The 22799-nt window shown below is 60.1% G+C and carries 40 protein-coding genes; 21 read left to right on the top strand and 19 right to left on the bottom strand.

All coding sequences use genetic code 11. The annotated features are described in order from the left end of the window. Positions 1-2: 2 nt before the first annotated feature. From ACN0UN_RS10800 to ACN0UN_RS10715, 18 genes are all read right to left on the bottom strand, one after another. Entirely contained in the window at positions 3-1487 is a 1485-nt protein-coding gene (locus ACN0UN_RS10800) for a terminase (RefSeq protein ID WP_417659986.1), read from the bottom strand. A gap of 3 nt (positions 1488-1490) precedes the next feature. Beyond that, a complete protein-coding gene (locus ACN0UN_RS10795) occupies positions 1491-2009 on the bottom strand; it encodes a hypothetical protein (RefSeq protein WP_417659985.1) in 519 nt (172 codons plus the stop codon). Positions 2010-2274: 265 nt separating this feature from the next. Next, on the bottom strand, positions 2275-2595 hold the full coding sequence (locus ACN0UN_RS10790) for a phage holin family protein (RefSeq protein WP_417659984.1): 321 nt from the start codon (positions 2593-2595) through the stop codon (positions 2275-2277). A gap of 352 nt (positions 2596-2947) precedes the next feature. Next, entirely contained in the window at positions 2948-3493 is a 546-nt protein-coding gene (locus ACN0UN_RS10785; protein ID WP_417659983.1) for a hypothetical protein, read from the bottom strand. Then, the gene (locus tag ACN0UN_RS10780) at positions 3490-4629 is read right to left on the bottom strand and encodes an oxidoreductase (protein WP_417659982.1); all 1140 of its coding nucleotides are present in this window, start codon (positions 4627-4629) and stop codon (positions 3490-3492) included. Before ACN0UN_RS10780 ends, ACN0UN_RS10785 begins: the two co-directional genes overlap by 4 nt. After that, positions 4629-5102 carry a hypothetical protein gene (locus tag ACN0UN_RS10775; protein ID WP_417659981.1) on the bottom strand — a complete coding sequence of 158 codons (474 nt, stop codon included), beginning with the start codon at positions 5100-5102 and terminating at the stop codon, positions 4629-4631. Before ACN0UN_RS10775 ends, ACN0UN_RS10780 begins: the two co-directional genes overlap by 1 nt. Next, entirely contained in the window at positions 5099-5356 is a 258-nt protein-coding gene (locus tag ACN0UN_RS10770) for a hypothetical protein (protein ID WP_417659980.1), read from the bottom strand. The genes ACN0UN_RS10775 and ACN0UN_RS10770 overlap by 4 nt, the downstream gene beginning before the upstream one ends. 15 nt (positions 5357-5371) lie before the next feature. Then, positions 5372-6082 carry a dATP/dGTP diphosphohydrolase domain-containing protein gene (locus ACN0UN_RS10765; protein ID WP_417659979.1) on the bottom strand — a complete coding sequence of 237 codons (711 nt, stop codon included), beginning with the start codon at positions 6080-6082 and terminating at the stop codon, positions 5372-5374. Further along, on the bottom strand, positions 6079-6372 hold the full coding sequence (locus tag ACN0UN_RS10760; RefSeq protein WP_417659978.1) for a hypothetical protein: 294 nt from the start codon (positions 6370-6372) through the stop codon (positions 6079-6081). Before ACN0UN_RS10760 ends, ACN0UN_RS10765 begins: the two co-directional genes overlap by 4 nt. Next, positions 6369-6671 carry a nuclease domain-containing protein gene (locus tag ACN0UN_RS10755; RefSeq protein WP_417659977.1) on the bottom strand — a complete coding sequence of 101 codons (303 nt, stop codon included), beginning with the start codon at positions 6669-6671 and terminating at the stop codon, positions 6369-6371. Before ACN0UN_RS10755 ends, ACN0UN_RS10760 begins: the two co-directional genes overlap by 4 nt. After that, on the bottom strand, positions 6668-7138 hold the full coding sequence (locus tag ACN0UN_RS10750; protein ID WP_417659976.1) for a hypothetical protein: 471 nt from the start codon (positions 7136-7138) through the stop codon (positions 6668-6670). Before ACN0UN_RS10750 ends, ACN0UN_RS10755 begins: the two co-directional genes overlap by 4 nt. Next, on the bottom strand, positions 7131-7832 hold the full coding sequence (locus ACN0UN_RS10745) for a DNA cytosine methyltransferase (protein WP_417659975.1): 702 nt from the start codon (positions 7830-7832) through the stop codon (positions 7131-7133). Before ACN0UN_RS10745 ends, ACN0UN_RS10750 begins: the two co-directional genes overlap by 8 nt. Next, positions 7829-8083 (bottom strand): TraR/DksA family transcriptional regulator, encoded by a 255-nt coding sequence (locus ACN0UN_RS10740; protein ID WP_417659974.1) that lies wholly within the window; start codon positions 8081-8083, stop codon positions 7829-7831. Before ACN0UN_RS10740 ends, ACN0UN_RS10745 begins: the two co-directional genes overlap by 4 nt. Next, complete coding sequence (locus ACN0UN_RS10735; RefSeq protein ID WP_417659973.1) at positions 8080-8769, bottom strand: DNA-methyltransferase; 690 nt, start codon at positions 8767-8769, stop codon at positions 8080-8082. The genes ACN0UN_RS10740 and ACN0UN_RS10735 overlap by 4 nt, the downstream gene beginning before the upstream one ends. After that, positions 8766-8942 carry a hypothetical protein gene (locus tag ACN0UN_RS10730; RefSeq protein WP_417659972.1) on the bottom strand — a complete coding sequence of 59 codons (177 nt, stop codon included), beginning with the start codon at positions 8940-8942 and terminating at the stop codon, positions 8766-8768. Before ACN0UN_RS10730 ends, ACN0UN_RS10735 begins: the two co-directional genes overlap by 4 nt. Further along, a complete protein-coding gene (locus ACN0UN_RS10725; RefSeq protein WP_417659971.1) occupies positions 8939-9592 on the bottom strand; it encodes a replication protein P in 654 nt (217 codons plus the stop codon). The genes ACN0UN_RS10730 and ACN0UN_RS10725 overlap by 4 nt, the downstream gene beginning before the upstream one ends. Continuing rightward, entirely contained in the window at positions 9592-10443 is an 852-nt protein-coding gene (locus ACN0UN_RS10720) for a replication protein (protein ID WP_417659970.1), read from the bottom strand. Before ACN0UN_RS10720 ends, ACN0UN_RS10725 begins: the two co-directional genes overlap by 1 nt. Positions 10444-10619: 176 nt before the next feature. Beyond that, positions 10620-10823, bottom strand: a complete 204-nt coding sequence (locus tag ACN0UN_RS10715) for a Cro/CI family transcriptional regulator (protein ID WP_064481580.1) — start codon at positions 10821-10823, stop codon at positions 10620-10622. Between ACN0UN_RS10715 and ACN0UN_RS10710 the strand changes: the two genes are divergently transcribed. From ACN0UN_RS10710 to ACN0UN_RS10610, 21 genes are all read left to right on the top strand, one after another. After that, positions 10822-11721, top strand: a complete 900-nt coding sequence (locus tag ACN0UN_RS10710) for a LexA family transcriptional regulator (RefSeq protein WP_417659969.1) — start codon at positions 10822-10824, stop codon at positions 11719-11721. The two genes, ACN0UN_RS10715 and ACN0UN_RS10710, sit on opposite strands and share 2 nt — an antisense overlap. 379 nt (positions 11722-12100) lie before the next feature. Next, on the top strand, positions 12101-12358 hold the full coding sequence (locus tag ACN0UN_RS10705) for a hypothetical protein (RefSeq protein WP_312724014.1): 258 nt from the start codon (positions 12101-12103) through the stop codon (positions 12356-12358). Between the two features lie 69 nt (positions 12359-12427). Then, positions 12428-12793 (top strand): hypothetical protein, encoded by a 366-nt coding sequence (locus ACN0UN_RS10700; RefSeq protein WP_417659968.1) that lies wholly within the window; start codon positions 12428-12430, stop codon positions 12791-12793. Between the two features lie 25 nt (positions 12794-12818). Continuing rightward, the gene (locus ACN0UN_RS10695; RefSeq protein WP_417659967.1) at positions 12819-13037 is read left to right on the top strand and encodes a hypothetical protein; all 219 of its coding nucleotides are present in this window, start codon (positions 12819-12821) and stop codon (positions 13035-13037) included. Positions 13038-13099: 62 nt separating this feature from the next. After that, on the top strand, positions 13100-13372 hold the full coding sequence (locus ACN0UN_RS10690; protein ID WP_417659966.1) for a DUF551 domain-containing protein: 273 nt from the start codon (positions 13100-13102) through the stop codon (positions 13370-13372). A 325-nt stretch (positions 13373-13697) separates the two neighbouring features. Then, on the top strand, positions 13698-13877 hold the full coding sequence (locus ACN0UN_RS10685) for a hypothetical protein (RefSeq protein ID WP_417659965.1): 180 nt from the start codon (positions 13698-13700) through the stop codon (positions 13875-13877). A 10-nt stretch (positions 13878-13887) separates the two neighbouring features. Further along, positions 13888-14106: a hypothetical protein gene (locus tag ACN0UN_RS10680; protein ID WP_417659964.1), complete on the top strand. Its 219-nt coding sequence runs from the start codon at positions 13888-13890 to the stop codon at positions 14104-14106. Continuing rightward, positions 14103-14402 carry a hypothetical protein gene (locus ACN0UN_RS10675; RefSeq protein WP_417659963.1) on the top strand — a complete coding sequence of 100 codons (300 nt, stop codon included), beginning with the start codon at positions 14103-14105 and terminating at the stop codon, positions 14400-14402. The genes ACN0UN_RS10680 and ACN0UN_RS10675 overlap by 4 nt, the downstream gene beginning before the upstream one ends. Next, positions 14399-14749, top strand: coding sequence for a hypothetical protein (locus ACN0UN_RS10670; RefSeq protein WP_417659962.1), 351 nt, complete (start codon positions 14399-14401; stop codon positions 14747-14749). Before ACN0UN_RS10675 ends, ACN0UN_RS10670 begins: the two co-directional genes overlap by 4 nt. Positions 14750-14960: 211 nt before the next feature. Beyond that, the gene (locus ACN0UN_RS10665) at positions 14961-15116 is read left to right on the top strand and encodes a hypothetical protein (protein WP_417659961.1); all 156 of its coding nucleotides are present in this window, start codon (positions 14961-14963) and stop codon (positions 15114-15116) included. A gap of 46 nt (positions 15117-15162) precedes the next feature. Continuing rightward, positions 15163-16230: a hypothetical protein gene (locus tag ACN0UN_RS10660; RefSeq protein ID WP_417659960.1), complete on the top strand. Its 1068-nt coding sequence runs from the start codon at positions 15163-15165 to the stop codon at positions 16228-16230. A gap of 10 nt (positions 16231-16240) precedes the next feature. Then, a complete protein-coding gene (gene bet, locus ACN0UN_RS10655; RefSeq protein WP_417659959.1) occupies positions 16241-16987 on the top strand; it encodes a phage recombination protein Bet in 747 nt (248 codons plus the stop codon). Then, a complete protein-coding gene (locus ACN0UN_RS10650; protein ID WP_417659958.1) occupies positions 16971-17612 on the top strand; it encodes a lambda exonuclease family protein in 642 nt (213 codons plus the stop codon). The genes bet and ACN0UN_RS10650 overlap by 17 nt, the downstream gene beginning before the upstream one ends. After that, entirely contained in the window at positions 17609-18088 is a 480-nt protein-coding gene (locus ACN0UN_RS10645) for a single-stranded DNA-binding protein (RefSeq protein ID WP_417659957.1), read from the top strand. The genes ACN0UN_RS10650 and ACN0UN_RS10645 overlap by 4 nt, the downstream gene beginning before the upstream one ends. Positions 18089-18133: 45 nt before the next feature. Continuing rightward, positions 18134-18592, top strand: coding sequence for a hypothetical protein (locus tag ACN0UN_RS10640; protein ID WP_417659956.1), 459 nt, complete (start codon positions 18134-18136; stop codon positions 18590-18592). A gap of 154 nt (positions 18593-18746) precedes the next feature. Then, positions 18747-18947, top strand: coding sequence for a hypothetical protein (locus ACN0UN_RS10635; RefSeq protein ID WP_417659955.1), 201 nt, complete (start codon positions 18747-18749; stop codon positions 18945-18947). 227 nt (positions 18948-19174) lie between these two features. Then, positions 19175-19714, top strand: a complete 540-nt coding sequence (locus ACN0UN_RS10630) for a hypothetical protein (RefSeq protein ID WP_417659954.1) — start codon at positions 19175-19177, stop codon at positions 19712-19714. A gap of 496 nt (positions 19715-20210) precedes the next feature. Continuing rightward, complete coding sequence (locus ACN0UN_RS10625; protein WP_417659953.1) at positions 20211-20351, top strand: hypothetical protein; 141 nt, start codon at positions 20211-20213, stop codon at positions 20349-20351. 231 nt (positions 20352-20582) lie between these two features. Beyond that, positions 20583-21086: a DNA N-6-adenine-methyltransferase gene (locus ACN0UN_RS10620; protein WP_417659952.1), complete on the top strand. Its 504-nt coding sequence runs from the start codon at positions 20583-20585 to the stop codon at positions 21084-21086. Positions 21087-21110: 24 nt separating this feature from the next. Further along, the gene (locus ACN0UN_RS10615; RefSeq protein WP_417659951.1) at positions 21111-21353 is read left to right on the top strand and encodes a hypothetical protein; all 243 of its coding nucleotides are present in this window, start codon (positions 21111-21113) and stop codon (positions 21351-21353) included. Beyond that, complete coding sequence (locus ACN0UN_RS10610) at positions 21353-21604, top strand: hypothetical protein (RefSeq protein WP_417659950.1); 252 nt, start codon at positions 21353-21355, stop codon at positions 21602-21604. Before ACN0UN_RS10615 ends, ACN0UN_RS10610 begins: the two co-directional genes overlap by 1 nt. On the opposite strand, the gene ACN0UN_RS10605 is transcribed toward ACN0UN_RS10610, so the two are convergent. Continuing rightward, entirely contained in the window at positions 21605-22579 is a 975-nt protein-coding gene (locus ACN0UN_RS10605) for a tyrosine-type recombinase/integrase (protein WP_417659949.1), read from the bottom strand. Positions 22580-22799: the final 220 nt, after the last annotated feature.

Raw genomic sequence — 22799 nt, 5'->3', positions numbered from 1 at the left:
CGTTACATCCGTAGAGGTTGGTTGTGCGTAACTGGCTTTCTGCGACCCATGGCCACAGCGAAATAGCGGAAGGCGTCGGAGCCGTGAGACGACCAGTCATGAAGCGGACGGTCTTTCCAGCAACCGCGCTTGTCGTCCCATTCCTTGCGGTAGTTTTCGAGGCAAGCGATGCCCGTCTCGCACTTCGAGTCATCGAAGGCGCACCGAGGCAGGATCTCGCGGACGTGATCAATGCCATCGTCTACGCCTAGCTTCGGCACTACTTGGAACCGGACGCTGTAGCGCTGGCCATCGAAGTCGTAGCCGGCTTTGGCGATCTCTCGCCGTGTCTTGCCGTCGCTTCCGAACTCGCGGTTATCGATGTCGTGCGGCCCCCAGTGGTCGCCGTACGTGTAGCCGCGATCCTTCAGCACCTTCATGTAGTGCCGCAGGCCTTCACCGCTGTTCTCGTAGTAATCAATGACGTGGAACTCTTCGCCGACGAGCCGAACGAACCAGATGGCCGTCGAGTCGCCAACGCCGATATCCCAAAACGTGTGAACCGGCTGATGGCCGTTGTCGGGCAGCACGCCGATCCGCTGCTGTGCGTACAGCTTGGCGAACTGCTTGGCGTAGTAGGCGCCCTCGATGCTCTGCTGGAATGCCTCGGCAGGAATCGACGGGTATTCCCGCTTCATGTCGTCGCCTAGGGTCTTCTCCTTGGCGGCGTACCAGGCGCGCTGGCCGTCGTTCGTCTTGATGCCGTGCTTTGCCTCAAGCTCGACGAAATAGTCCGTGAGGCGCTGCGGCAGGACCGTTCCGGCCGGATCTAGCCAGTAGTCGGCGTTCTTCCACCAGCTGAAGAAGAAGAACTTCCAGTCCAGCTTGCCAAGCGGGTTGCCGGATAGCTGCTGCTTCTCAGCTGTCTGCGAATAATCGAAGAAGTACCCAGCTCGACCCTCTGCCGTCGATTCGATGGTGACGAAGCAATCAGTCGCAACCGCCTCGAATGCACCCGTGACGATCTCGCGCGCCTTGTGTGGGAACTTGGCGCAGATCTTCCCGAACTCGGAGACATGCAGGTAACGCAGCGTGCCGCCACGAAAGGACGTGCTGACGTACAGCGAGCCGCCCTTAGCGAATACCAGCTCACCTGCCGCATCGTTGCGCGCCGGGTTGGCCGCTTTAATCTCTGCCGGCAGGTTGTCGTAGGCGAACTTGATCTTCTCCCGGAACAGCCGCTTGGCATCGTTCAGGGTGTGAGCGATCAGCGCGCACTTGGCCGACTCGAACAGCGCCGCGTCGAGCTGGATGATGCACTGCTCAGTCGTGAAACCGAGCTGGCGAGCCTTCAGGATGATGTTCCGAGTGTGCAGGCCTTCGAAGTACTCAAGCTGCTCCGCTGTCATGCGGAAGCGGGTCTTCTTGCCTGCTTTGTCGGTAATAAAGTAGAGCGAATTGAGCCTGAACAGCTTGTCCCGGAGCTTCGCAAGGTGCTCGGGTTTCATCTGTCAGGCCTCAGTCGATAGCTCGTCCATCAGTGCGGCCAGGTCGCTGACCGTCTTGTCGCCTTCCTCGGTGTCGAGGTTGTAGGCCTGGCGCTCGCCCTTGATGACCTTCAGCTGAGCGTCAACGCCGGCATTCAGGGACCGAGCGAACTTGTCATGGTTGTCTTCAGTTACGTCCATCTCTGCCAGGGCAACGCACAGCTTGTTTGCTATGCCGCGCCACTGAGCCAGGCCGGAGCGATGGGCCAACACTACAGCGGCCCCTGCCTCTGCAGCTTCTTCAATGATCTCGGCTTCGGTGACCACGCGCGACTGGTCACTGCCAGTGGTCACCGCTCTGGTCACCTTCTCCTTCACGGCCGCCCGAACATGATCGGACAGATCGCGCTGCCAGCCTTCTTTCTTGGCTCGCTTCAGGATTGTGTTGTGCGCGATGCCGTTTTGCTCAGCTATCACGCGGATGGAGAGCTGGCCCGCCCGGTAGGCGCGCTCAATGCCCTCCCAGTCGGGTTGCTTTGACATGCGAACTCCAATTACTCGGTTACTGTCTGCACCCACTCCTCCACGATCCGCTGCAACACGGGCTCGGTCAGGATGCTGGATGGCTGCCTTCCGGCTATTACGTCACGCACTAGCGATACAGGGATGACATGCACCCCGTCTGAGGCGGGCACGGTCAAGTGAGGCTGTCGCTCTGACAGGTCTTCTATGCTCATTCGAGATCTCGCCCCACCCTGAACATGAACATCGGCTCGGTATCGCTGCCGTGGACCAGTGGCCATAGCGATTACTCCGCGCGAATGCCTGCCTTCTTGGCGAGCCACTGGGTATACAGGCCACCAGCTACATCAGCGCCCAAGACAGCGACGACGATGCCAAGACCGCCTGCCATGTAGGTGCCGGAGCCGAATGCCAGCGCGAGCATCAGCGTACTCATGCCCAGGAAGCCGGACGCACCGAAGCGCAACGCGACTCTCCGTGCTATCTGGCCCATGGTCAGATCCTCGCCTGCAGACGCACGCAGCATCTCTCCGGACAGTCCGGCCATTGAAATCAGTACGAGCAGCCAGAACGGCATGTCCGCGAGAGTCTGCTGCTCTGTGGTCATAGTGGTTACCTGTGGGGAATAAGTCCGGCCTCACATGCCTATCGCTATCCGCTCGGAGCTAGGAAGCAGTCAAAGGCATGGGGCCGGAAGAGGTTTGCCGGAGATTTGTGCGTGAAGACAGAGGCCTTCCGGCTTATAGGGTCGGGCGCAGGGTGGCGAGCCCTTCAAGCTGCCGTTTGCGATGCCCGGAAACGACGAAACCCCGACCAGATTGCTCTGTGCCGGGGCTTCATTTGTTCAGTGTCATTCCTTAACGCGTAAATCGGTCAGGATGGAGAGATATTGGCTCAGCGGCTCAGTGAATGCAATAGGCAATTGCAAATATCTTTGCAGTCGTGAGGATTCCTACCAATCAAGCAGCCTGATCAGCAAGAATCCCCTCAGCCGCGAGGATTTCATGAGCCTCAACCAACGCCAGGTCCACCTGCCGCTCCAAATCCCGGCGAATGTCACGGCGCCACCGCTCCAGTGTCTTCTGAGGGCGGCCATCCTCATCCCAGTTATCAAGCACGTACCAGGCATGCGGCAGCACATTGGTCGAGCGCTTGCCATCGATACCCGGCAGCTTCGGGAATGCCCAGGTTGCGGTCGCGCATTCGACGAACCGCTTCGGCGCTGGTGACTTCACGCGCCCCGCAACAGCCATCATGGCTGCGTGCTTGCGATCAAGGTGAGTGCTGTACTTCGAGGTAAGCGCATCCCACAGGTGAGCCGGCAATGCCTTATGGAGACGCCCATGCACCCAACAGTCAGTCAGGAAGGCTTCTTCCTTGCCGCATATTGCGCCAGGCACACGCGCGGCCTGCACCTTCGGCTGGAAGTCACAGCCGCCAGCCGAATTGATCACTTCGCTCGCCAGGGCGCGCACTACTGCGGAAACCACGTTCTGGTACATCATGCTGCTTCTCCCTTCACCATGTCCGGGTTCACCGTGTGTCGCGCCACTTCGCCGTACTGCTCATCCAGCACGATGCATTTCATGTCGCGGGGCGCTCGGTAGCCTCCCCAGCTCGCGTAGGCGTCTTTTGCAGCCAGCGTTCGGAATGACTCGACCGTGACGCCCGGATAGTCCTTGAGGCTCTGGTGATGGACGTGACCGATCCACCAGTACCGGTGAGTGGTCTGCCCCCAGTCTTCGGCGCGATCTGCGGCCATGACGCCAGCCAGGCGGTCAGCCTTGCAGCTGTGGCCGTGGTGACAGCCGACCAATACCTTGCCGTGACGGAAGTACATGAAGCCGGCCGGACTGGTGTCCACAGTGACGCGGGGCTCGTTCCGATACATGCCGGCAAGGGAATGTGAGAGCCACATGGCCCCGGTGTCGTCGTGGTTGCCGATCACGTTGATGACGTGAACCTTGCCGTGCTTGGTAAGCGCAGACTCGATGCACTGGAGCATGATCTTGATGCCGACGCCGACCATCTTGGCGTACCGGCCATCCATATCGAGACTATGTTTTGACCGACTCGTCTGGCCTTCCATGTTGTCGGCATGGAACCAGTCTCCGAGGTTGATGATGGTTGCCTTCTCACACGGTGGGGAATGCTCAACCAGGCGAGCCATGGCGCCGCACTGGACGCGCTCAGCGATCTCTAGGTTCCAGTCTTCTCCCGTCTCCTCTGGCCAGCTGAGCATCCCGACGTGTAGATCGCCAATTGGGTAGCAGGCCATGAGCCGATTGTTCAGGCTATGCGGCTCAGTGGCGCGCGCTGGCAGAACGGGAAGCTCGCCCAACATCGCCTTGACGGCCTCCTGCATGAACTGCAGCTGACGCTCTGCATCCGGCGAGTAACGCGCCCAGGTGTTCGTGACTTCGCCCTTCTCGTTGCGCTGTACCGTCACCTTGCCCATGGCGAACGCTTCGGGCGCCTGTACCGTCAACCCGTGCTCCGGGGCAATGCCGACCTTGGCCAGCCGCGCCTTATGCGCAGCCACCCGGCGAGGATGCAAGCCAAGGATCTCGGCCGCAGCAGTAACGGTGCGCCCCGTCAGCGCCGCTATGATTGTGTCGTCGTCGTGCTTGCGTGCGGCCATTAGGCTGCCTCCCCCTTCTGCCCAAACCGGGCGATCAAAATAGCGTCGGCCACCGCCTGCCCCTTCCCTTTCAGGTCGAGAATGCGGAGGTCCGGGAATAGCTGGATTGCGCGAGAGCGGGCGGCGTCTTTGTCCGACCCGATCAGGCCGGCGCGCTTCTTCCACGCCTGTGGAGTGATGAGGCTGTACGGGATGCCTAAGCCCTGTAATAGGCCCTCAACAACTCCGGCCGCATGGCCAAAGGTGAACATCGAGGAAACGCCCTGGCCGGGCATGGCGCCGACTTGCTCGAGATAGGCGTGAGCGGTGAACTCTCCGATCGTCTCGCGCAGGAACGCAGCCACCGCGGCGCCGTTCACTCGGCTCTTCGTGCCTACCTTGATGGTCGGCATATTGAGATGGGCGACGTAGTTGCCGCCCTCAGTCATCACAACGATGGCGCCAGTGCAGCCAGGGTCGATTCCGATGATCATTTACTTCCCCTCGCCTTCAGCCGCCAGTTGAGAACACGCCTTATCTCCACATCCAGCCCGGGATGCTTCGCAATCTCGCGTTCCGCCCACATCCGCCAGCCCTTCCGGTGACGCTCCAGAAAGATTCGATCGGCTATCTGTCTCGCCTGGTTGAATCGCTCCAGGCAGGCCTGTTTGTCCGCTTCGATCAGCGCCCGAGCATCGGCAGTCAATTCCGCCAAGTTCAATCCAGCATTCGCCGCAGAGGAAGTCATCGTTTCGCGCCCCGGTCATTTGTACGCACTCCCAGGCTGGCCCGGCTCATTGCTGCCACTGCACTCGTTGCGATGGTCGTTGGCCTTGGGGCAGCGCTTGTTTCCGCAGGTCGGGCAGAGAATCATCTTCACGCTAGAAAGCGGCAGAGGGCCGACCTTCAGCCCCTTCTCCTCGATGCAGCGATGGCACTCGCACTGCTCCGGCGTGAAGTTCATGTGCTTCTCTGTCTCGAATGCCACGTCTACGCCGGCAACGGTGCGAGGGTCGCGGTAGTCCAGGGTGTTCTGCTGGCCGAACTGCGCTGACATGAGCGTCTGCGTGTAATGAACCTGGCTGCGGTCGCTGTACTTCTCACGCAGTGCGGCAACCTTCTGGTTCAGCTCGGAATAGAACTCAGGCGAATGCGGCGGGCGGTCGTCTACCCAGTTTTCCTGAATCATCGAATCGCGCAGCACGACCAGGGAGGTGATGGCTTTAGTGATGTGCGACATGCCAGAGTCGGGGTCGATGTCCTGCCCCTCCCACCAGTCCATCAGGTGCCGCATGGTTGCGTCGTAGTACACCGAGGCGCGGACGCCAACGGCGCGGTAGTTATGTCGGCCGTACTTCAAGGCACCTTCCAGCATCGCAACGCCGACTTCAGCCATGACCGGAGCGGAGACGGTGGACATTGGCGCTTTCATCACGCCCATCATGTCCTTCGGATTGGTTGGCTTCTCGCTCATGCTGCGGCTCCCTTGCGGTGGAATTTGCGGTCGTACCAGCGGTAGAAGTACTGGGCGAAGGTGATGCCCAGCGAGCCACCCAGGCCGGAGATAAGCAGGAACGGAACGGTATCGATCTGCGAGTGGGCCACCGACCAGATGTAGGCGAACTGAGCGAGCGTGATCAGCCAGGACACGACGAAGCCGGCCGGAATCTTGTCGTCGCGCAGTAGCTTGCTGTTCAAGCCCAGCAGGAACACTTGGAAGAAGGCAGAGGTGAAGACCATTACGGCCTGTAGTTCGGGAGTCATGCAGCACCTTTCACAGTCAGCAGCCCATCGCGGAGCCAGATCAGTTGTGTTTCGGCCAGGGCGCGCAGCATGTCGCCCTCGGTGATTTCGCCCTTACGGCGCCCGTCTAAAATTGAATGGCAGTGGTCGCAGGCGAAGCAGGCAATCTGGTCCGGCCCCTTCATGCCCATTCCCTTTTGGCCGCACGGCAGATGGGCGAGAACGACTGTGCCGTCATCGAATCCACAGCCAGGCAGGCGAAGGGTGCAGGACTGGCCGCGAGCCGAATCGCGCAGTTTTTTGCTGACTATTCGGCTCATGCCGCAGCCTCCCCGAGCAGGTCACCGAAGAACACGCCTCGGCCGGCGAAATCGGCCACGATGCGGTCGGTGTACTCGATGCCCTGCTTTCGGTTGAACAGGCGCGTAACCGGGAATCCGTCCGGCCCCATCAGCGAACACTCGCCCATCAGGCGCAGCTTCTCCTCGTACGGCAGGTGCAGGAAGATCCGATTCCAGCCGTCGCGGAACTCCTCGCAGTCGCGGCGCATGATCGGAACGCCGAAGTGCAACTTGCAGTAGCGACGGGCATCGTCCACGTCGCCGATCTGCGTCATCTGCGCGATGCGCTCGTACAGGGCGAACCAGAGGGCGTTCTGGTCAAGGGTCCGGTCCTTTCCTTCGCGCAGACTCAGGACCAGATACTTCTTCTCCCGGTACATCCGAGTGATTAGGTTGATAGCTTCGGAAAGCTTCGAGGCGCTGTTGATTGCGATACGCTCAGCCATTTACGCGGCCTCCTTCAAAACTGGCAGCGAGCTCAACGAATGCTGCGTAAGCCACTGCAGCCACTTGCCCGTTTCCAGAGGCGCGGTATCGGTCCACCCTTCCGGCCATCCCATCATCCATTCGTGAATCGCTGGGCTCGGACGCCCAAACACTCGCCGGAACTCGCGCGCGGCCGGCCACTTCTGCATTGAATCGGCGCAGTAGTTCGCCTTGGTCGTCGGCGTGTGCAAGTAGCCAGTAGCGTTGCCGAACGTGGTCAGCACCCAGGTCAGCCGCGGAGAGGGGAAGCATTCGGACTTGGTAACCCATGCGAACGAGGTCGCGTCCGGCTTCTTCGATTGCTCGCTCAGCGACGTTTTCGGCGAAGACAAGCCGGGGAGCGACATCTGCCACGATCCGGCGCATCTCCGGCCAAAGGTTTTCAGCGTTGTTGCGTCCAGCAGCGGCAGTGCTGAAGGCCTGGCAGGGAAACCCTCCAGATACGAGGTCAACAATTCCGCGCCACGGTAGGCCGTCAAATGTCCGAACGTCATCCCAGATGGGGAACGGCGGGAGGGCTCCATCGTTTTGTCGCTGGACCAGTACCCGCTGACAGTGCTCGTCGTGCTCGACAGCGCAGACAGGAGTGATGCCGAGCAGGTGGCTTGCGAGCAGGCCGCCACCAACGCCCGTGAATAGAGAAAGCTCATTCATTGAGCCCTCCCTTCGCGCAGACTCTGGCAATCCACGCAGCACACCGCAGACGGATAGGCCTTGCGGCGAGCGTCGGGAATCTCTACGTCACAGTCGGCACAGAACTCCGCGCCATGCCCCTGCAGCCGCTCCCGCACAGCAGCAACGCCACCTGCGCGAACCTCTTCCTCTAGACCGAATGCGCGTTCGAGTGCATCGGGAGCCGTGCGGGCCTGCTCGAAGGCTTCTGTCATCTCCATGTAGTCGGTCATGCGGCGTCCTCCGCAAAGAGGTCACCAGCAACCGGGATCGCAAGCGCCATCGGCTCGACGAACATGTCAGAAATGCGCTGAGCCTCTTCGATCCGCTTGCAGGCGATATCGAAGTACTTTGGCTCCAATTCGATGCCGATGAATCGCTTCCCCATCTGCACCGCAGCCACGCCGGTGGTGCCAGAGCCCATGAACGGATCGAGGACGGTCTCAGACTCCCCGGCCTGCTGGATGCTCCAAGCCATCACAGCTACAGGCTTCTGCGTAGGGTGCTGCTTGCCCTTGTAGTCGCCATGTGCAAGTGGATCGCGCGTCAGAACCTTTGCATTGCCGTCCACACTGCACCACGCCATTTCGCATTCCGCGAAATCGCGCCCCTTAAATCCGGCCCCCTTGTCCCAAACAAGAAACTTGCGGGAAGGCGGGAGCGCAAAGTAGTTGCCTCCCCATATAACGTGACACTCTGCCGCACAAAGAACAGCATCGAATACCGAGGCGGCCGGCGCTTCTTTATCCCAATCCATCTTCTCCATGCGAGACGTTTGCCACTTGCCCAAACTCATCTTCGCCGCCCCAATCCCATAAGGCGGATCAGTAATCACCGCATCGACCTTGCCCAGCGTCGGGAGGACTTCCATGCAGTCGGCGAGGTACAGGGTCGCCAATCCAATTTGCTCGATTCTCATCGCTTCGCCCCCAAAGCGCGCTTGACCACGCCATTCATCTGCACAAGTCGGTAGTCGTTGCCGCGCTTCATGCGGACGACGGTGTTTTGTTCCTGATCCACGGCGAAGCCATCGGCCTTGAGCTGGTCGACGATTACTCGCTGGGGAAGGGTCATTGAGCGGGAGCGGTTCATGCCTTCACCTTCGCGCGCAGTGCGGCAATAGCGGCCAGCCCGACTTCCGGGGTGCAGACGGTCACGGTTTCAGGGAGTGCCAACGGGATTTCACGAAGCGGCTCGCCAGTCATCACCATGCGGACGGTGATGGCGTAGTTGCGGTCGAACAGTTTGCGGCTGCGCTCTTCCGGCAAGCTGGCCAGCTCGTAGAAGCCGGTCTCACAGGCTGCGTGGTAGACCGCTGCGTGTACGCCTGTACGATCTGCTGCGGGGTGTGCAATGCGGCAGGCTTCGCGGTACGCCTTAGCAGCATCCGGCAGGCCCATCATTTCCGGCGTCGGCTCACACCAGCGGATGAAGCGGCCAACGCTTGGGGCGAAGTCGCCACCGGACTTGCGGCACTGCTCGATGCCGAAGCGGATCTGCTCGATGGTGTTGATGCCGGCAGCCATGAACCCCTTGATCCAAGACTTCTTCGCCGCGGTCAGCGCCTCGTCGTTCGGCCAAGCCTGCTTCCAGGCTGGGAAGATGGACTGCAGCTCGACAAAGAGCTTGTTGACGACGCTGGCGGTGCCTTGGTCGATTGCTCGGGGCGCAGTGACCGGCTCAGCAACGGCGACGTGGTTGCCGCTGGTGGCGGATGGGATCAGATCCTTGACGTTGCGCATCACAGGTCTCCCAGGTCGTTTGCCCAGCTGGTGTCACCGCTGTGGAAATCGGGAGCCGAGGTATTGCGAGCCGGCAGACGGCCCTCAGTGGTCAAGCGGTTAACAATCCAATCAACCTTGAAGCCCTGCCAGCCAGCGACCAGCGCTTCGGTCATTGCGGTCTCGGCGGAGATGCCAGCGGCTACGCACTTGTCCAGCTCGGCGTTCAGGGCCGTCCAGACGGTTGCGCTCAGTGCGGCGCGCTTCTGCTTGCGCAGGGCAACCCAGTCTTGGAGCAGTTGATCAGGGATAGCATGGGGGTTGTCAGCCAGCAGGTGAGTCAGGCCGAACCCTGCCGAGGATGGCTTGCGGCTCTTCGCCTTGGCAGCGGGCTTGCTCTTCACGTCGGGCGTTACAATATCTTCCGTAGGAAGATTTGTTTTCTTTGTATAAAGGAAGCAAGTTGCCGTTTTGGTCTCACTCGCGTCATGTCTCAGTGAGACGATTTGGGCTGAGTGAGACGTTTTGGTCTCAGTGAGACGGTCTTGTTTCTCTTCGTAGAACGACCACTCGGAGACAGGGGAAATACCCAGCTCGCCACGGCTTCCACCTACGCGGAACATGATGCGGCGCTCAAGGAGATGACTGATCGCCTTGGAGACAACATCCCGACGCATGTTGGTGAGCTTACCCAGCTCATCAGCGGACAGACGCTTGGTCTCGGTCTGGTATCCAATGGTCTGACGCGCCACTGCCATCACGACGCGGAACTCACGAGCTGGCAGATCAACTGCAGCCAGAGCCTCCATGATGCTGTTGTCCATCCGGGTAAACCCCCGCTGGGTGTTGCTTATGTGAATCACGTTGTCCATAATCTCTCTCGCTAGTTAGTTGTTCCGAAGCCCGGTTGCCTCCGGGCTTTTTTTCGCCTTCGAATCGGGTACTGGATAAATCCTCACCCTCTCCGCTTTTATTACCTGTCCTGATATCCGGGTCTAAGATGTGAACCATGGAAACCACTGACAGGGATGTCGCAATGAATCAGGTACTACGCAGCAGTCTTCTTGGGTCGAGCGGGAACGGGACGGATCTCGTTAGCCTCGATCCGGCCGTCTGCGTGGAGGGTGATTTCGATGTTGCGGCCCGAGCGGGCCATCTGAGATACGGCGCTTTGCTGGATGCCGAGAGCTTCAGCAAGAACAGATTGGGTGCCGTGTGATTCCAGATACTTCGATAGGGAGAGCTTTTTCATGGAAGGCCTGCATAGAGTTCCGTGCAGTCATAGTAGCAGCGCTATTTTTTATCAGCAAGCAGAAACCACTGCTGCTGTTTGCAGTCATATCACCTCTGCTACTAAAGTTGCCGGTATGAACGAACGCCGCCCATTGACCGAAGAAGAACGCGCTGAGAACCTCCGCCTCAAGGCAATTTTTGACGCCAGAAAAGCATCAGCAAAGTCCGCTGGACGAAAGCTGACTCAGGCCGATATTGCTGAAGAGTGTGGATGGAGCGGACAGAGCGCAGTCAGCCAGTTTACGACTGGCCGTATACCGCTGAACCTAGATGCCCTGCTACGCCTATCCAAGGCCCTTAAATTCAGGCCTGAAGAGGTTAGCCCACGCCTTGCGCGCCTCATAGGCTCTATTCCGTCGGCGCAATCTGCTGTGGCAGAACAGACGCTGGTTAACGCATCCGTATGGGATGACGAAACCCCGCTGGGCGACGAAGAAGTAGAGGTCCCCTTCCTTCGGGAAGTTGAACTAGCAGCGGGAAATGGCAGGACAGTGATCGAGGAAAGCAGTGATCTAAAGCTAAGGTTTGGGCGCCAGACCTTGCGTAAACATAATGTGCAGGCGGAAAACGCCGTCTGCGTTGTCATTCATGGAAACAGCATGGAGCCCCGATTGCCGCACGGATCTACTGTGAGCGTGGATAGAGGCTCAACGAAGGTCATCGACGGCAAGCTGTACGCGCTGAGCCACTCAGGCCAGCTCCGCGTTAAACAACTGTATCGCCTGCCAGGCGGCGGCATACGGCTGCGAAGCTACAACCAGGAAGAGCACGCCGACGAGGATTACAGCGCCGAAGACATGCAGGCGCACGACATCAACGTGATTGGCCGCGTCTGGTGGGGCGCAATGTTCTTTTAGGCACCCATCTCCACCCTCAAGCCCCGCAGGTCGGGGCTTTTTTATGTCTGCAATTCAGGGATTCCGCGCGCTAGACCACCTGTCAGCGTGACGCCAACCACAGAACGGAGGCGACGTGTGGTCTTTGTGAAAATATTTGTAAAAATAGTAGCAACGCTGTTGACGCTATTAAATAGCAGCGCTATTGTTCGTCCCAAGCCAGAGAGATTCTGGAAACAACTCCGGGGAATCGCCGGATAGGACGAAAAGGCCGAAACCTTCTCCCAACCCCCGACAAGGGGACCGACTGGCGACTGGACAGGAAGTCCGACGAGTTCTTTTACGTAAACCCCTGCCGCCATCTGCGGCAGGACGTGGAATTGACCTTGGAGACACAGAGATGGCCGACCAAGGAGAAATCAAGGCGGCTGAGCAGCGCGGCTACAACAAAGGCTACGCGGCCGGCAAACGCCGAAAGGAAGACGAGGAAGGCGGTCATGCCGAGTTCTGGCAGCAAGCCTTCCTCACTGTGCTGCCCGCCCTTCTGGATGGGCACACATGGGAAATGGACGGCAACAAGGTCGTCAGCATGGAAGACCGGATAGAGCTGGCCCGGCGCGCAGCAAATGCAGCAGTAACCGCCGCAGCAATGCAGTAGCGGGACGTATTACTGGAGCGCCTTCACATGAGGGCGCTCTGGAATGAAGACCGACTCAGGGAGAACGATATGGACACGATCCAGATTGAAGGATGGGAAGGACGCCTCGGACAGGGCCTAGCCCCTCGGCAGCTTCAGGCAACCATCTACGCAGCCTTAGACATGACCGCCAAAGAGATTGCGCGCTGCATGGGCTGCAGTCACTACACCGTCAAGCAGCAGCTGGACGACGCCCGCTTCAAGTTGGGCAATCAGCGCACAACACGCGGCCTCTGCCTAGAAGCCATGCGCCGGGGAATCATCGCCCCGCTCGTGCTGGCGTTATTCGTAGGCGGAGAGCACGCACAGGTCCGCCCGATACGCCGCCCAGACGCCCCCAGGACGCAGCTAGTAGTCAGGGCTCAGCGACTGGATGAGGCGCAGTTGGCGGCTTGATGAATTGAACGACGAGGAAAACGGCATGAGCACATTCGAACAGGGCTGGGCGGCGCGCCCATTCAAGGAGCAGTTCCCCGAGCTTTCCGATAAGGCGGCGGAGCACCTCGACAAACTGAATCACGCGATCACGGACATGCTGCTTTGCGATCTGCTGACCGACTCACAGGTGCGCGACATCCGCACAAAGAAGTTCCCGAAGCTAGTCAGTCGCGAAGTGCGTGAGGCGCGTACAGCCGCCTAACCCCACCCCCGCAGCTTGGCGACAGGCTGCAGCGGGCACCCATCAGCACATAGGAGGATGAGATGAGCGAATGGATAAGCGTCAACGAGCGTTTGCCAGAACCGGGCGTGATGGTCCTCGTGTACGCACCGCCTCAGCCGGGCGACTGGCCAGAAAGCGTGCGGATCAGCTTCGACGGACTCGACCCCGAGTCGGACGGCGATTACTGGGTTGAGCACGGCGAGCACTACGAGCATTGGTGCTGCATCGCGAAGGGCGGCGACCACGACTGGCACGGGCCTTCGGAAAAGGCGCCTTACACGCACTGGCAACCACTTCCCCCGCCCCCGCAATGACCCCCTATCACGGCTTACTCCTCCTCACCGCTATCTGGATCGTATGGATCATTGCTGAGTGGTGGGGGAGGAATTACGTATTACATCCGAGCGCAGCGGACCTTCGGGATGCCTGCGACAGGGATAAGCCGGTAGTGCCCTGATTGCGTAAAACACCGGCAGCCGTTGGCGGGCTCTCACAGCTTGCCCGTTGAGATGGCCGACTTGCCGCCGATAGCGGCCTTCCTACCCCAGCACTCACCGCAAAGCCTCCCCTTGTACCTCACTGGTCCTGCGATACAGGACGGGGGCTTTGCAGTGGGTGCCATTCCGCGAGGCAAACATCATGTGCAAATTCAACTGCCCCCAGTGCGGCGAAGAAACTCCTGCGCTTCACGAAGGCTATTGCTTGCAGTGCTGCTCGGATAACCAAGCGGCGCTGGATGCCCACAACTTCCAGCTTGATCGCTGGGACCGCATGAGCGACTCGCAGCGCGACGCTGAGATCAAAAACTCATACCGCTGAGGCAACCCACATGAACGCACTAGCACGCGGCCAGCGGCGCCGAGAGTCGTCCCTGCCTGCTGATAACACAACGCTTGAGGAGGCCATTCAGCAGCAGCTGGAGGAACACGACGAAGCCACCGTCCAGGCCTTCATCGACTACTGCGATGACCGGATAGACGACTTCCTCGAACACGAGGCCAACCGGCGCCGCGAGCACGCCGAAGAGATCAAGCGGGAGGCAGCATGAACGATGACATTCGAGCGGCGGTTGAGCGCCTGTTCTCGGCCTGCCTTGAGCTGACAGCAGAAGGTAAATATCACGCCTTCCTCGACTTTCAGGCTCACGTGAGCTGGGTAGAGGTAATGGTCTACCCAGTTGGCGCTGACTACTCAGGGGATCACGGCAAGCAACGCATCATCAATTCGCGAATCGCGATAGCGGGCTGGGGCGTCGAGACGGCTGACGACATAGCTCGCGTCCTTTCGGACCTCAAGGGTACAACCGAACGGCTATATGGGCTGACATTGCAGGAGGCGGCATGAGCAAGGAAGTGAAGCGGTGGGAACCAGAGAACACCATCGTCGGCTACAACATGCGGCCGTGCGCCGATGGCTCGTTTGTTCTGGCGGATGCCTACGACGCCCTTCTCGCTGAGAACGAGTCCCTGCGCGGCCTCTACAAGATGCACCAGCAGACCGAAACTCGGGAGATGCTGGATCTACGCGCTGAGAGGGATGCCCTGAATGAACTGCTTCGGGGGGTTTACCCACAACTTTGCGCAAGACGGGACGAACAGGACCTGGACGACGCCCAACAGTATGTGCTGGCAGAGGAATGTCAGGAACTTATTGATGGAATAGACGCCGCCCTGCAAGGAGAGCAACCATGAACGCCGCCAAGGAACTCGCCGGCTGGGCTTTCTTCGCCTTCACGGCCTTATGTATCGGATCAATTGCCCATGTCGGCCTTTTGGGGGGTGTGTAGATGGCTAGCCAAAGACAACGATCCCTGCGCTACGCATGGTGGCGCGGCTTTCTACTGACGCTGGCCGGGATTACCGGCTGGCTCTATCTGAGCGGACTTGCAGGAGTGATAGCGCCGTGACAACTCAAGCCCTCCCCCTCGACCCCTACGAACACGACGACACCCCTACAGGCCACAGCTATGCGGCTGCGTGGATTGCGCTGATCGGATTCGGCGCCCTGGACGTGCTGATAGCGGTTCAGATCGGCGTGCTGAATCACTTCTTCGGATAAACCAACCTACTGACAGGCTGCGCGAGACGCGGCCGAGGGAGCAACTATGTCCACGGAAAACCAACTGGCCATCGTGCCGCCGAAAGAAACCGCTCTTCAGGTCTTCCAGGCTGCGAACGGGCTGGACCCGTACCTGCAGCAGATCCGCGCAGAGATCGACGGCTTCACACCGGACGTGAGCACCAAGAAGGGTCGCGATGCGATCGCCTCCATAGCTCACAAGGTGGCGCGCTCCAAGACGGCGCTGGATAACGTCGGCAAGGAGCTGGTCGCCGACCTGAAAGAGATCCCGAAGAAGATCGACGCCGAGCGCAAGCGGATGCGCGATCTTCTGGACGCCTGGAAGGATGAAGTTCGCGCCCCGCTGAATGAGTGGGAGCAGGCCGAGGCGGATCGCGTGGCTCGGCATCAGGCCGGCATTGACTCGATGCGCGCTAATGCAACTCTTAGCGAAGGCGAGTCGGCCGCAATGATTGCCGAGCTGATCGCTCACACCGAGGCGGTGGAAGTTGGGCCGGACTGGGAAGAGTTCGAGCCCGAGGCTCACCGGGTGAAGGCGGCCATGCTTGCCCAGCTTCGCGAGTCCCTGACGATTCAAGAGAAGCGAGAAACCGAACGGGCCGAACTCGAACGCCTCCGCGCCGAAGCCGCACAGCGCATGCAGAAGGAACGCGAGGAGCGCATTGCCCGGGAAGCCGCAGAGCAAGCCCAGCGCGAAGCCGAGCAGCGCGCACAGGCCGAGCGTGACGCAGCGGCCAAGCGTGAGGCCGACGCCAAGGCAGCAGCCGAGCAACGCGAGTTGCAGCTGAAGCTGGAAGCCGAGCAGTCAGCCCGCCGTGAATTGGAAGCGCAGCAGCGCGCCGAGCAGGCCGAGCGTGACGCTGAAGCAAAAGCCCAAGCCGCCGCAGCAGCCGAACGCCAACGCCAAGCAGACGAGCAGGCCCGCATTGAGCGTGAGGCCAAGGCCCGCGAGGCAGACAAGGCGCACAAGGCATCAATCAACCGCGCCGCGCTGGAAGCTTTCATTGCTGGCGGTATGCCTGAAGCGTGCGCCAAGCAGGCCGTGACGCTGATCGCCAAGCGCCAAATCCCGAACATCCAGATCACTTACTGAGGTAGATCCGATGAGCACCGCACTGACACCGCTACTGAACAAATTCGCCCAGCGCTACGAGATGGGTGCCACCCCGGCAGAGGTCGCCAACACCCTGAAGCAGACCTGCTTTAAGGGCCAGGTCAGCGACGCGCAGATGGTCGCCCTGCTGATTGTCGCGGATCAGTACAAGCTGAACCCGTTCACGAAAGAGCTGTACGCCTTCCCGGACAAGAACAACGGGATTGTGCCGGTCGTTGGCCTGGATGGCTGGTCTCGCATCATCAACGAGCACCCGCAGTTTGACGGGATGGACTTCGAGATGCCGGCCGATGGCAGCGAGTACACCTGCCGGATTTACCGGAAGGACCGGAAGCACCCGACCAGCATCACCGAGTACATGTCCGAGTGTAAGCGCAACACGCAGCCGTGGCAGTCGCACCCGAAGCGGATGCTGCGTCACAAGGCCATGATCCAGTGCGCGCGCCTTGCGTTCGGATTTGCCGGCATCTACGACCAGGATGAAGCCGAGCGCATTGTGGAGCGCGACGTGACGCCAGGCGAGGCAGTCGAGGACATTACCGAAGCTCTATCGATGATCAACGCAGCGCCGACGATGGAAGACCTGCAAGCGGCTTTCGGCGATGCCTGGAAGACGCACAAGTCGAAAGGCGCACGCGACCAACTGACAACCGCCAAGGACGCACGCAAGAAGTTCCTTATGGAGCAGCCCGTCGACGCCGAGTTCGAGGAGGTGAAAGATGGATCAGCGCAGTGATGAATGGTTCACAGCCAGGCTTGGAAAGGTCACGGCAAGCAAGGTCAAAGACGTAATGGCAAAGGGGCGCGGAGGCGCCCCTTCTGCTACCCGCCAGAACTACATGATGCAGTTGCTTTGCGAGCGGTTGACTGGAATGCCCGGCGGGGAAGACCTGTCGCGCAAGCCGGCCGTTCAGCGCGGCAATGAGTTGGAGCCTATCGCACGCTCCGCTTATGAGGTCGACAAAGGCCTGATGATCGTCGAGGCGGGCTTGCTGCTGCACCCGAAGATCGAAAGTTTCGGCGCATCGCCTGACGGCTTGATCCAGCTGCCCAAGGGCCGCGGCGGCCTCGAAATCAAATGCCCGAATACGGCCACCCACGTCGCCACCCTCCAATCCGGCAAGCATGACCCGCAGTACGAATGGCAGATGTTCGCGCAGATGGCTTGCGCCGATCTGGAGTGGGTCGACTTCGTGACCTTCGACGACCGCCTGCCGGATGAACTGCAGTACGCCTGCTTCCGCCTGGAGCGCGACGAGGCGCGCATCAGGCAGATGGAAACCGAGATCAAGCTCTTCCTCGAAGAGCTGGCAGAACTTGAACACGAAATGCGAGAGCGCATGAGGAGTAAGGCGGCATGAGCAACCTGAACGAATGGCGCGGCATCGGTCGGCTGACGGCTGATATTGAGCTGCGCTACCTGCCCAACGGCAACGCGGTCGCCAACTTCACGATAGCCGTCGACGACAGCTACAAGAAGAAGGATTCGAACGAGAAGGTTGAGCAAACGGAATGGGTGCGCTGCACCGCCTTCGGAAAGACAGCTGAGTTTCTGGCGAACTGGCTGCACAAAGGAAAGCGCGTACTGGTCTGCGGGAAGATGAAAACCCGCGAGTACGAGAAGGATGGGATCAAGCGGTACGTGACAGAGATCCATGTCGGCCAGGGCACGGAGATCATCGACTGGCCGGAGAAGGATGCTCAGCGGCAACCCAAGCCGCAGCAGAACCAGCCCCGCCAGCAGAGTCAGCCTCAACCAGCACCGGACTACGACAGCTTCGACGACGACATTCCGTTTGCCGACCCCTACCGCGGTGCCCGCTCGCTGCTGATCTGATCCACCCCCGGGCGCCCCGCGCGCCCTCCTCCCCGGACAAATACTATGCAAACTAACGCATCCGCGCGCAGCGGAGATATTGCCCTGCCCCGCTGGCTGTCCCGGCCGGTAAGTCGATACGTCACCCGCAGCGGCGAGCGCTGGCAGCCTGAGACGGTTGCGCTGGTGTTCGCCCTGGTCTTGCGCGAGCACGGCACCATCGAAGCGGTACGCGCCACGGCAAGGCGTCTGGCCGACAAGGTATGCCTTGAGCAGCAGCCCAAGCTGAAGGAACTTGCCCGCACCGTGCCGGATGACAAGGTGATTCAAGTAGCGCTGAACATCATCAACCGGGTGTGTGACCTGTGCAGCATCGGGCCCGGCACTGAATTCAAAATGCCGGAGCCAGTCATTGCCCCGCGCTGCCACATGACGCCAATGAAACTGGCCGGCTACCACGCGCACAAGCACTGGAAATGCCAGCACTGCAGCCACACCAAGCCGCTGGAAGGGAGCCTGCAATGAAGATGGCCGAACTTCACTCTCCCCGATACGGCGCGGCCTGGAACGAAGGATGGAGCGCTGCGGCCGGCAGCGAGTGCCCTTATGGGATTTCACAGATTGGCCGACGTTGCGCTTGGCTTGCCGCACACAGGGACCGATACGGAGCGCTGGCAGCATGAAAGGCCCCCGCAATCACACCGGCCACCGTATCGGTGAGTGGCACCAAAAGGCCAAGTTGACTGACGCCCAAGTCGCCGCAATGCGCGCTGACTACGAGGCAGGCCGAGGCGGCTACCAGACACTATCCAAGCGCTACGGCTGCGGCATCAGCACTGTGCGCGACATCGTTCAATTCCGCACCAGATGGGCGGCGTAAGGCTCAGCTATGCAAACCGACCCCGAAAAATACTGCCGCCGCTGCGATGAGTGGTGGCCGGCTGATACCGAGTTTTTCTTCAGGAACATGAAGACGAAAGACGGCCTCGGCTACACCTGTAAGGCCTGCTTTTTCGATTCGCCAACCTACCGGACGCGCAAGGCATATAAGGCCACCGGCTACATGTGCTCGCCCTGGGAGAACCTATTTCGACACGAGGCTAGAGCATGAACAGCACACTGAAGGCAGCAGGACACATCGGCGCTGAGCTGGGGGCTGCGAAGGCGGAATGCGAGCGGCTGCGAACTGCACTGAAAGATCTGATCGGTCTTGCAGAGGATCAGATTTGCCAGCACCACAACACCCACCGAGGCGGAGCTATCTGGGAGATATGTGACGACTGCGGAATGAAATGGGCGGACGACATGGGCGGCAGGCCAGAGTTTATGTGGCCAGATGAAATCGAGTCAGCTCGCACCGCCCTATCCCAACAGGCCGAGCCGAACGACACCTACACCGCCACCGATATGGCCACAGCCGCAGCGCAGGGGTTCAGGGATGGGCAGGCGGCAACTGTCAAGGATTCCTTGACAGTTCAGCCGATGGCATACGCCGTGTTCGCAGCAAACGGCAACGTGGCTTGCTTCTCGACTCAGCGCGACCATCCAAGCCTTGTGGCGCTTGAGGCCGATGGGCATTCCGTGGTGTCGCTCGCCCCCATCGCGCAAACCGCCCCGCATAGCTCAAAGGAGAACGAGGGTGAATGAGAAAACGGAGCTAGATCAGAACGAACTCCGAACGCGCCTGATAGCCGATCTTCCGTCATTGATGGCGCAGTACGAAGCGCAGCGTGGCCCTGTAGAGACGACCCCTCTGATGTCGGGCCGAAAGCTGCCTAGCCAGATCAGGCTCCGCGTCAGCTGCCCCGAACGCAAAGCCGTAATGGGCGCGTTCATCGTAGCGCCGTCGCGCAGTCGTGGAAGGCCGAAAGGTCCGTCCCCTCGCAACGTGGCAATCATGCGCGAACTGGCGCCCCTGAACCTGCCGCTGGCAGAACTGATCAAGCGTAGCGGTCTGTCGCGCCCGACTGTTGTCAGATTGCAAGCGATGTTGCGGGCCGAAGTCGTAGAGGTTCGAAATACCACGCTACGGTTCCGCCGCGAATGGCGTATGCGCGTCTATCGGGGTAGCCGGACTGCGGAGTGCGGCAAGGCTTCAAGTGTTCTCCGGAGGATGGGCGCCGTTATGGCGAAGGAGGCGTGAATGGATGGAGAAAAGGAGGCCGACGGTTACTGGTGCGTTGTATGCGGTCGCTTCATTCATGCCGACGAGCACGGCGTGATCGTCCACGATGCTACGCCGCACCCGCCTATGAGTTTTGATGAAGAGGAAACCCCGCAATGATTACGCCGCCCAGGATTCGCGGCCTTGTAGACAATCTTGAGCGCGCAGTAAGGATGCAAATATATGCAAAGCCAGCCGATAAGAGAGCAAGAAAAAATGATGTGCTTCAGGCAAAGATGGATTTGCTAAGAGCTTTCGCAGTTGTTGCTGAGAAACCAGCCTCCCGCCTAACCCCCTAACCCACACACCACATCACAGCCTGCCGGCGAGAGTCGGCGGGGAGGTAGACCTATGTCCATGTCCGGACACCAATCGCCTGTCATGGGCACCGATGAATGGCTGACGCCGCCGGAGATCCTGGCCGCGCTCGGGCTGTTCGACCTCGACCCCTGCTCGCCGCACGAGTCGCGCCGCCCTTGGCCGACCGCCGCCAAGCACTACTGCAAGGAAGACGACGGCCTGTCGCAAGAGTGGCAAGGCCGCGTCTGGATGAACCCGCCGTTCGGTCGCGAGGCAACCAAGTGGATGCGCAAGCTGGCCGCGCACGGCAACGGCATTGCGCTGATACCTGCGCGCACCGAGACGGCCATGTTCTTTGAATCGGTATGGGGCGCGGCTGATGCCGTCCTGTTCCTGCAAGGCCGCCCACACTTCCACCGCGTAGACGGCAGCCGCGCTGCTTTCAACTCAGGCGCGCCAATCTGCCTGGTTGCCTATGGTTTGGCCAATGTCGCCGCGCTTGAGCGCTCCGGGCTCGGCCAGTTAGTCCCAGTATTTCGGCGCACCGCCGCCTAACCCCACACGCAGCAGGATATAGACATGCAGCACACAGACAAGGCTACAGCGGCGTTCGAGGCGTGGTGGATTCGTCAGCCTCACCGCGAGCAGTTCGAGGACGTGAAGGACCAGATGCGGAATGTGTGGCTGGCGTCGCGGAGGGAGTTGGTCGTGACCATCGAGCCGGGCGACTGCTTCAGCCCGAACGACTGCGGTGACCTGGCCATATGGCGTGATGATGCGAAACGCTTGCTCGAAGCAGCCGGCGTAACGGTGAGGGGGTGATGATGATGGAACCGGAAATTTTGCATGTGCCAGAACTGGCGAAGATGCTGAACCGAACCGAATGCGCGATCCGCTCTGCCATCCGTGACGGTGCTAACTGGCTGCCGCCTGGATTCAAGCAGGGCGTGCGTCATTGCTGGCGTACAGAGTCGGTCCGCAGGTTCTTGCGGGAATATGAGAGCGGCGAACACAAGGCGCCGAAGGTAGGCAGGAAGCGGCGCGAGCCGCCGAAACTGAGGGGCGTGGCGTGACTAGCCGAGCTTATCGGCCAGCGCGCTTGGGCAAAGATGGGTGTATCGCTTGAGCATCGCGAGGGTCTTATGCCCCGTGATGCTGGCTACTTCCATCATGTTTAGGCCGCGCTCAAATAGGCGGCTCGTGGCCTCATGCCGAAGATCATGGAAGGTCAATCCATCAACCCCGGCATCCTTGCATGACTTAGGGAAATAGTTGCTGACAAGGTTCGGCGTAATCGCAAACACCCTGCCGTCTAGCCGAACAGGCAAATCTTTCAGTATCTCGCGAGCCTTTATTGACAACGGAACAGTGCGGCGGTCGCCGTTCTTGGTGTCTTCCAGATAGATGACCTTCCCCCGCACCTGATCGCGACGAAGCAGGACCAGCTCAGACCGGCGCATTGCCGTCTCAACCGCTAGATCAATGATCGGCGCCAGTTCTCGGTGATACTTCTCCGAAGCAGCCTTAACCTTCTCCAGCTCTACCAGAGTCGGACGGCGGTCACGGGCTTTGCTTCCGGTTGGCATTCGCAGCTTGAGGCATGGGTTCGAGATTCCCTCAATCCCCCAATCCTTCATCGCGACGGTGTACATGTGGCTGATGATGGCCAGGTTTAGCCGAACCGTTGCCGGCGACTTCCCTTCCTTTAGCCTTTCATCACGCCAGGCGGCCAGGTCTGAAGACTTGAGCGAGGCCAGCGACTTTTCCGCCAGCGGATCTTCCAGCCACCGCTTTATGCGGACGCCCTCTTGCTTCTCACCCTTCTTATGATCGCTTACTTCGCGCCGGTACCGCTTCAGCGCTTCAGCCAATGTCGTGCTTTCGGCCTCCCGCAAATCAACGAACCGCGCGCGCGACATATCACCTTCGATCTCGGCCGCCCATCGCTGGGCTTCTGCCTTGGTGTCAAAGGTTGCTGATAATGTGGGGTATCCCTTGCGGCGGACCTGGGCTCGCCAGGACGCTCCGCGCTTCTCGAAGTAGGCCATGCGGGGGAATTTATGGGGGAGCGTAGGGGAGCGTCAAGCGGAGCGGTTGCACCAAAATTCCCCCAAACTAGCGATTCAAAGAAAAAGGGCCTGGAGGTCGAAACCTGCCAAGCCCTTGATTTCACTGATGTTAGTGGCGGAGAGATAGGGATTTGAACCCTAGGAACTGTTGCCAGTTCAACGGATTTCGAATCCGTCCCGTTCGGCCACTCCGGCATCT

Origin of the sequence: Pseudidiomarina sp. (genome assembly GCF_048267825.1) — a bacterium.
Taxonomy (GTDB): domain Bacteria; phylum Pseudomonadota; class Gammaproteobacteria; order Enterobacterales; family Alteromonadaceae; genus Pseudidiomarina.
This window is presented reverse-complemented; position numbering and strand designations above follow the sequence as displayed.

What these genes read in the sequence shown, in the direction of transcription:
- ACN0UN_RS10745 (WP_417659975.1), bottom strand. Translation starts at nt 7,832, where the DNA reads ATGAATGAGCTTTCTCTATTCACGGGCGTTGGTGGCGGCCTGCTCGCA.
- ACN0UN_RS10735 (WP_417659973.1), bottom strand. Translation starts at nt 8,769, where the DNA reads ATGAGAATCGAGCAAATTGGATTGGCGACCCTGTACCTCGCCGACTGC.
- ACN0UN_RS10710 (WP_417659969.1), top strand. Translation starts at nt 10,822, where the DNA reads ATGGAAGGCCTGCATAGAGTTCCGTGCAGTCATAGTAGCAGCGCTATT.
- ACN0UN_RS10630 (WP_417659954.1), top strand. Translation starts at nt 19,175, where the DNA reads ATGAACAGCACACTGAAGGCAGCAGGACACATCGGCGCTGAGCTGGGG.
- ACN0UN_RS10700 (WP_417659968.1), top strand. Translation starts at nt 12,428, where the DNA reads ATGGACACGATCCAGATTGAAGGATGGGAAGGACGCCTCGGACAGGGC.
- ACN0UN_RS10610 (WP_417659950.1), top strand. Translation starts at nt 21,353, where the DNA reads ATGATGATGGAACCGGAAATTTTGCATGTGCCAGAACTGGCGAAGATG.
- ACN0UN_RS10785 (WP_417659983.1), bottom strand. Translation starts at nt 3,493, where the DNA reads ATGATGTACCAGAACGTGGTTTCCGCAGTAGTGCGCGCCCTGGCGAGC.
- ACN0UN_RS10715 (WP_064481580.1), bottom strand. Translation starts at nt 10,823, where the DNA reads ATGAAAAAGCTCTCCCTATCGAAGTATCTGGAATCACACGGCACCCAA.
- ACN0UN_RS10645 (WP_417659957.1), top strand. Translation starts at nt 17,609, where the DNA reads ATGAGCAACCTGAACGAATGGCGCGGCATCGGTCGGCTGACGGCTGAT.
- ACN0UN_RS10615 (WP_417659951.1), top strand. Translation starts at nt 21,111, where the DNA reads ATGCAGCACACAGACAAGGCTACAGCGGCGTTCGAGGCGTGGTGGATT.
- ACN0UN_RS10670 (WP_417659962.1), top strand. Translation starts at nt 14,399, where the DNA reads ATGAGCAAGGAAGTGAAGCGGTGGGAACCAGAGAACACCATCGTCGGC.
- ACN0UN_RS10780 (WP_417659982.1), bottom strand. Translation starts at nt 4,629, where the DNA reads ATGGCCGCACGCAAGCACGACGACGACACAATCATAGCGGCGCTGACG.
- ACN0UN_RS10690 (WP_417659966.1), top strand. Translation starts at nt 13,100, where the DNA reads ATGAGCGAATGGATAAGCGTCAACGAGCGTTTGCCAGAACCGGGCGTG.
- ACN0UN_RS10740 (WP_417659974.1), bottom strand. Translation starts at nt 8,083, where the DNA reads ATGACCGACTACATGGAGATGACAGAAGCCTTCGAGCAGGCCCGCACG.
- ACN0UN_RS10685 (WP_417659965.1), top strand. Translation starts at nt 13,698, where the DNA reads ATGTGCAAATTCAACTGCCCCCAGTGCGGCGAAGAAACTCCTGCGCTT.
- ACN0UN_RS10640 (WP_417659956.1), top strand. Translation starts at nt 18,134, where the DNA reads ATGCAAACTAACGCATCCGCGCGCAGCGGAGATATTGCCCTGCCCCGC.
- ACN0UN_RS10730 (WP_417659972.1), bottom strand. Translation starts at nt 8,942, where the DNA reads ATGAACCGCTCCCGCTCAATGACCCTTCCCCAGCGAGTAATCGTCGAC.
- ACN0UN_RS10720 (WP_417659970.1), bottom strand. Translation starts at nt 10,443, where the DNA reads ATGGACAACGTGATTCACATAAGCAACACCCAGCGGGGGTTTACCCGG.
- ACN0UN_RS10775 (WP_417659981.1), bottom strand. Translation starts at nt 5,102, where the DNA reads ATGATCATCGGAATCGACCCTGGCTGCACTGGCGCCATCGTTGTGATG.
- ACN0UN_RS10755 (WP_417659977.1), bottom strand. Translation starts at nt 6,671, where the DNA reads ATGAGCCGAATAGTCAGCAAAAAACTGCGCGATTCGGCTCGCGGCCAG.
- ACN0UN_RS10620 (WP_417659952.1), top strand. Translation starts at nt 20,583, where the DNA reads ATGTCCATGTCCGGACACCAATCGCCTGTCATGGGCACCGATGAATGG.
- ACN0UN_RS10760 (WP_417659978.1), bottom strand. Translation starts at nt 6,372, where the DNA reads ATGACTCCCGAACTACAGGCCGTAATGGTCTTCACCTCTGCCTTCTTC.
- ACN0UN_RS10790 (WP_417659984.1), bottom strand. Translation starts at nt 2,595, where the DNA reads ATGACCACAGAGCAGCAGACTCTCGCGGACATGCCGTTCTGGCTGCTC.
- ACN0UN_RS10800 (WP_417659986.1), bottom strand. Translation starts at nt 1,487, where the DNA reads ATGAAACCCGAGCACCTTGCGAAGCTCCGGGACAAGCTGTTCAGGCTC.
- ACN0UN_RS10650 (WP_417659958.1), top strand. Translation starts at nt 16,971, where the DNA reads ATGGATCAGCGCAGTGATGAATGGTTCACAGCCAGGCTTGGAAAGGTC.
- ACN0UN_RS10695 (WP_417659967.1), top strand. Translation starts at nt 12,819, where the DNA reads ATGAGCACATTCGAACAGGGCTGGGCGGCGCGCCCATTCAAGGAGCAG.
- ACN0UN_RS10680 (WP_417659964.1), top strand. Translation starts at nt 13,888, where the DNA reads ATGAACGCACTAGCACGCGGCCAGCGGCGCCGAGAGTCGTCCCTGCCT.
- ACN0UN_RS10750 (WP_417659976.1), bottom strand. Translation starts at nt 7,138, where the DNA reads ATGGCTGAGCGTATCGCAATCAACAGCGCCTCGAAGCTTTCCGAAGCT.
- ACN0UN_RS10605 (WP_417659949.1), bottom strand. Translation starts at nt 22,579, where the DNA reads ATGGCCTACTTCGAGAAGCGCGGAGCGTCCTGGCGAGCCCAGGTCCGC.
- ACN0UN_RS10660 (WP_417659960.1), top strand. Translation starts at nt 15,163, where the DNA reads ATGTCCACGGAAAACCAACTGGCCATCGTGCCGCCGAAAGAAACCGCT.
- ACN0UN_RS10770 (WP_417659980.1), bottom strand. Translation starts at nt 5,356, where the DNA reads ATGACTTCCTCTGCGGCGAATGCTGGATTGAACTTGGCGGAATTGACT.
- ACN0UN_RS10705 (WP_312724014.1), top strand. Translation starts at nt 12,101, where the DNA reads ATGGCCGACCAAGGAGAAATCAAGGCGGCTGAGCAGCGCGGCTACAAC.
- ACN0UN_RS10725 (WP_417659971.1), bottom strand. Translation starts at nt 9,592, where the DNA reads ATGCGCAACGTCAAGGATCTGATCCCATCCGCCACCAGCGGCAACCAC.
- ACN0UN_RS10765 (WP_417659979.1), bottom strand. Translation starts at nt 6,082, where the DNA reads ATGAGCGAGAAGCCAACCAATCCGAAGGACATGATGGGCGTGATGAAA.
- ACN0UN_RS10625 (WP_417659953.1), top strand. Translation starts at nt 20,211, where the DNA reads ATGGATGGAGAAAAGGAGGCCGACGGTTACTGGTGCGTTGTATGCGGT.
- ACN0UN_RS10635 (WP_417659955.1), top strand. Translation starts at nt 18,747, where the DNA reads ATGAAAGGCCCCCGCAATCACACCGGCCACCGTATCGGTGAGTGGCAC.
- ACN0UN_RS10675 (WP_417659963.1), top strand. Translation starts at nt 14,103, where the DNA reads ATGAACGATGACATTCGAGCGGCGGTTGAGCGCCTGTTCTCGGCCTGC.
- bet (WP_417659959.1), top strand. Translation starts at nt 16,241, where the DNA reads ATGAGCACCGCACTGACACCGCTACTGAACAAATTCGCCCAGCGCTAC.
- ACN0UN_RS10795 (WP_417659985.1), bottom strand. Translation starts at nt 2,009, where the DNA reads ATGTCAAAGCAACCCGACTGGGAGGGCATTGAGCGCGCCTACCGGGCG.